Source organism: Bradyrhizobium sp. (genome assembly GCF_049581145.1).
GTDB lineage: Bacteria > Pseudomonadota > Alphaproteobacteria > Rhizobiales > Xanthobacteraceae > Bradyrhizobium.
On sequence record NZ_JBAURI010000869.1, the window covers coordinates 1 to 5,129 of the forward strand.

The following is a 5,129-nucleotide window of genomic DNA, read 5'->3' on the forward strand; positions in this document are numbered from 1 at the left end:
GATCTCGCGCCTTCGAACGGATTGTTCGGGGTCGCATCGTACTTAAATTGGTGGCATGACGTCGCATCGCCCCGCCCCACCCGCGGCCACTGTGATTTAAGGCCCTTGCAGCCAATGACCGGACCCACTTCCACCTCGCTCGCCTCGCTGGCCCGTCCGATGACCGATCCGTTCGGGCGGATCATCAGCTATTTGCGGGTCTCGGTTACCGATCGCTGCGATCTGCGCTGTCTCTACTGCATGTCCGAGGACATGACCTTCCTGCCCAAGGCGGACCTGTTGACGCTCGAGGAGCTGGACCGGCTGTGCTCGGCCTTCATTGCCAAGGGCGTGAAGAAGCTGCGGCTGACCGGCGGCGAACCGCTGGTCCGGCGCAATCTGATGTCGCTGGTGCGCTCGCTATCGCGCCACCTCGATACCGGCGCTTTGCGCGAACTGACGATGACCACCAACGGCACGCAGCTCGCCCGCTACGCGAAAGAATTACACGGCTGCGGCATGCGCCGTATCAATGTCTCCCTGGATACGCTCGATCCCGAAAAATTCCGCGCCATCACGCGCTGGGGCGATCTGGACAAGGTTTTGGCCGGCATCGAGGCCGCGCGCGCGGCAGGCCTTGCCGTGAAGATCAACACGGTGGCGCTGAAGCATTTCAACGAGGACGAGATCCCGCAGCTGATGCAATGGGCGCATGGCAACGGCATGGCCCTGACGCTGATCGAGGTGATGCCGATGGGCGAGATCGGTGAAGGCCGCATCGACCAATATGTCCCGCTGTCGCTGCTGCGCGCGCGGCTGGCCCAGCGCTACACAATGACCGACCTCGCCGACGACACCGGCGGACCTGCGCGCTATGTCCGCGTCAGCGAGACCGGCGGCAAGCTCGGCTTCATCACCCCGATGACCCATAATTTCTGCGAATCCTGCAACCGGGTGCGGATCACCTGCACCGGGACGCTGCACACCTGTCTCGGCCAGGAGGATGCCTCCGATCTGCGCAAGCCGCTGCGCGCCTCCGCCGCCGACGACCTGCTCGGCGCCGCGATCGATCGCGCCATCGGATCGAAGCCGAAGGGTCACGACTTCATCATCGATCGCCGCCACAACCGCCCGAGCGTCAGCCGCCATATGAGCGTGACCGGCGGCTGAGCCCGTCCCCGATCGAACTGATTTACCAAGCCGGACAATGGCTTGACCCTGGGCAATTTGCCGATTTTCCGATTGACGCCGCCAGGGCGCGCTGAAATGGTGCGCCTGCTTTCGAGAGCCTGCTCGGCCCGCGTCGGCCACTGCGCCCAGCCGGCGCAGGCGAGACGGCAACAGCACGATGAGAGCACAAGACGAAAGCACAAGGGGGAGGACTATCCTTGCAATCGCTTCAGCCGACCAGCCGTGGCCGCGCGCGCTCCATGCGTGATGGCGGAGCGATGCCGATAGACCTGATCGGCGCGCCCTAGGGCCGGCGCGACCGCGGAGAACAAGATGCGTCCATTGCTGGCGGTCAGTTCAGCCATCGATCTGATCAACGAAAAGATCGGCTATGTCTGCAATCTGCTGGTGCTGGCGGCGTGCCTGGTCAGCGCGGGCAACGCCATGATCCGCTACGCGTTCGGCTACAGCTCAAACGGCTGGCTCGAACTGCAGTGGTACATGTTCGCGATCCTGGTGATGTTCGGCGCCTCCTACACCTTCAAGCGCAACGAGCATGTCCGCGTCGAGATCTTCTATCTGTTCCTGACCGAGCGCGGTCAGCTCTGGCTCGACCTGATCGGAACGCTGTTCTTCCTGATCCCCTCCTGCCTGCTCTTGGCCTATCTGTCCTGGCCGTTCTTCATGCAGGCCTATGCGGTCGGCGAGATGTCGGGCAATGCCGGCGGCCTGGTCCGCTGGCCGATCAAGTTCGTGATCCCCTCCGGCTTCGTGATGCTGGCGCTGCAGGGCGTCTCCGAAGTCATCAAGCGCATCGCGGCGCTGAAGGGCGAGGTCACGATCGACGCCAAGTACGAGAGGCCGACGCAATGATTACGCTGGAGATGATGCCGCCCTTGATGTTCGGCGGCCTGGTCCTGGCGATGCTGATCGGCTTCCCCGTCGCCTTCACGCTCGCCGCCGTCGGACTTTCGTTCGGCTTCCTCGCCATCCATCTCGGTTTCTTTGACCTTAATTTCCTGCAGGCGATACCCGGCCGCGTGTTCGGCAGCGTGCTGTCCAATGAATTACTGCTGGCGATCCCGTTCTTCACCTTCATGGGCGCGGTGCTGGAGCGCTGCGGGCTCGCCGAGGACATGCTCGATTCGATGGGGCAGCTGTTCGGCCCGATCCGCGGCGGGCTGGGCTACTCCGTCATCATCGTGGGCTTCATCCTGGGCGCCATCACCGGCACGGTGGCAGCGCAGGTCATCGCCATGGCGCTGATCTCGATGCCGGTGATGATCCGCTACGGCTACAACATGCGCTACATCACCGGCGTGCTGGCGGCCTCCGGCACCATCACCCAGTTGGTGCCTCCCTCGCTGGTCCTGATCGTGCTGGCCGACCAGCTCGGCAAGTCGGTCGGCGACATGTATCTCGGCGCCTGGGGACCGTCGGTGTTTCAGATCATGCTGTTCGCCGGCTACACCTTCCTGCTCGGCGTCTTCAAGCCGGATCACGTGCCGCCGGTGCCGAAGGACGCGCGCACCCTGACCGGCTGGGCGCTGTGGAAGAAATGCCTGCTCGGCATCGTCCCCTCCGCCGTGCTGATCTTCGTCGTGCTCGGCACCATGATGATGGGTCTGGCGACGCCGACCGAAGCCGGCGCCATGGGCGCTGTCGGCGCCATCGTGCTGGCCGCTATCCATCACAAGGACTTCACCGCGGCCGGCAGCAAGATCCTGATCATCGGCATCATCGCCGCCGGCATCGGCACCATCATCGGCATGTTCTACACCGAAGGGCTGATCTTCAAGACCGCGTTCGCGCTCACCTATCTCGCGGTGGTCTGGATCTGCCTCGAGGCGGTAAGGATTCCCGAACTGCGCGACCTGATCAAGCAGGGCTACGAGACGACCATGCGCATCACCACCATGGTCACCTTCATCCTGATCGGCTCGACCTGCTTCTCGGTGGTGTTTCTCGGGGTCTCCGGCGGAGTCTGGCTGGAGCATCTGTTGACCTCGCTGCCCGGCGGGGTCTGGGGCTTCTTGATCTTCATCAACCTCTTCATCTTCTTCCTGGCGTTTTTCCTCGACTTCTTCGAGATCGCCTTCATCCTCCTGCCCATGATCGCGCCGGTGGCACAGAAGGTGCTGGCACCGGTGGTCGGACCGGACGCCGCCCTGATCTGGTTCGGCGTCATGCTGTGCGTCAACATGCAGACCTCGTTCTTGCATCCCCCGTTCGGCTTCGCGCTGTTCTATCTGCGCGGCGTGGCGCCCAAGGAGGTCAAGAGCTCCGACATCTATTGGGGCGCGATGCCCTGGATCGGGCTGCAGGCCATCATGGTCATCCTGGTGATCGCCTTCCCGATCACGGTGACCGGCCTGCTCGACAAGCCGATCGACGTCGATCTGAACAAGGTCAAGATCGAGGTGCCGCAGCTCGATCTGCCACCGCTCGATTTCGGGCCGCCGGCGAAGCCGTAGCCCAGCGTGTAGCGAGGGTTGGAGGCGAAGCCTTAACCCGCCATCTCGCCGCGTAACCGCGGATTACGCCCATCGGCTCCGCGCTGCGCACGGACCCGATGGGCTCCAATCCGCCCTACGCATCTAAGCGCTGCCGGGAGCTTCGCGCGAATTCCTCCGCTCAGCTCTGCGAGTGCCGGGCCATGAAATTGTCGTAGCCGACCTCGGCGACCTGGAACCAGGAATAGGCGTTGCTGGAGTAGTTGGTCAGCGACTCGTAGACCTTCTTGAAGTTGGCGTTGCTGGCGGCGACTTCGCCGTGGAGTTCCTTGGCCGCCTTGAAGGAGGCCTCCATGATCGGCGGCGAGAAGGCATGCAGCCTGGTGCCGCCGGCGAGCAATTTGCGCAGCGCCATCGGGTTGACCGAGTCGTATTTCGCCATCATCCAGTTGTTGGCGAGGTGGCCGGCCTGCTCCAGCACGCTCTGGTAATATTTCGGCAGCGCGTCGAACTTGCCGAGATTGACGAAGGCCAGGATCATGGTGCCGCCCTCCCACCAACCGGGGTAATAGTAATGCGGCGCGACCTTATAGAGGCCGAGCTTCTCGTCGTCATACGGACCGACCCATTCGGCCGCGTCGATGGTGCCCTTTTCCAGCGCCGGATAGATGTCACCGCCGGCCAATTGCTGCGGCACCGAGCCGAGCTTCTGCATCACGCGCCCGGCAAAGCCGCCGATGCGGAATTTGAGGCCCTGCAAATCGTCGACGGTATTGATCTCCTTGCGAAACCAGCCGCCCATCTGGCAGCCGGTGTTGCCGGCTAGCAGTGACAGGATATCGTAGCCCTTGTAGAACTCGTTGAGCGCCTCCCTGCCGCCGCCCGCGATATACCAGGCCTGGTTGATGCGGGTGTCGGGACCGAACGGCACCGAGGAGCCGAAGGTGAAGGTCGGGTCCTTGCCGAAATAATAATACGACGCGGTGTGGCCGATCTCGACAGTGGCGCTTTGCACGGCGTCCAGCACCTGCAGGCCGGGCACGATCTCGCCTGCGGCAAAGGTCTGGATCTGGAATTTGTTGTCGGTGGCCTCGCCGACCGCTTTCGCCATGATCTCGGCGCCGCCATGCAGCGTGTCGAGCGATTTCGGCCAGCTCGTCGTCATGCGCCATTTGATCTCCGGCATCGATTGCGCGACCGCCGGCGCCGCAATCGTCGCCGCGCCGGCAACGCCCAAACCCGTGACCTTGATGAAATCTCGACGTTTCATGGTTGCTCCCTCCCTCAGCTGATCAGTTTTTCGTTCTCAACAGCCTTCGTGGCGAGGCCTGCCGGCCAGTGTGGAACATCCCTTTCCGGATTTCCATGGTGAACTGAGCCACCGCAACGCAAAAGCCCGGCCTCCGCTGGGAGGCCGGGCTTTTCATCCCCGACTTGAGTCGTGATCACCCGCGCGTGCGCGAGCGGATCATGAACGTATCAAACGTGTATTCGGCGACCTGCCACCACAGATATTCATCGGACCGA

At 63.1% G+C, this 5,129-nt stretch carries 4 protein-coding genes; 3 read left to right on the forward strand and 1 reads right to left on the reverse strand.

Annotated features, from left to right (window positions below; all coding sequences use genetic code 11):
* Positions 1–114: 114 nt before the first annotated feature.
* The 3 genes from moaA to WCB02_RS28380 all read left to right on the forward strand — a co-directional run bounded on the left by moaA (position 115) and on the right by WCB02_RS28380 (position 3,623).
* Positions 115–1,149, forward strand: a complete 1,035-nt coding sequence (gene moaA, locus WCB02_RS28370; protein ID WP_423963064.1) for a GTP 3',8-cyclase MoaA — start codon at positions 115–117, stop codon at positions 1,147–1,149.
* A 333-nt stretch (positions 1,150–1,482) separates the two neighbouring features.
* On the forward strand, positions 1,483–2,022 hold the full coding sequence (locus tag WCB02_RS28375) for a TRAP transporter small permease subunit (RefSeq protein WP_423963065.1): 540 nt from the start codon (positions 1,483–1,485) through the stop codon (positions 2,020–2,022).
* Complete coding sequence (locus tag WCB02_RS28380; protein ID WP_423963066.1) at positions 2,019–3,623, forward strand: TRAP transporter large permease; 1,605 nt, start codon at positions 2,019–2,021, stop codon at positions 3,621–3,623. The genes WCB02_RS28375 and WCB02_RS28380 overlap by 4 nt, the downstream gene beginning before the upstream one ends.
* 160 nt (positions 3,624–3,783) lie before the next feature.
* Here the strand turns inward: WCB02_RS28380 and WCB02_RS28385 are convergent, their stop codons facing one another.
* Positions 3,784–4,872, reverse strand: coding sequence for a TRAP transporter substrate-binding protein (locus WCB02_RS28385; protein ID WP_423963067.1), 1,089 nt, complete (start codon positions 4,870–4,872; stop codon positions 3,784–3,786).
* Positions 4,873–5,129: the final 257 nt, after the last annotated feature.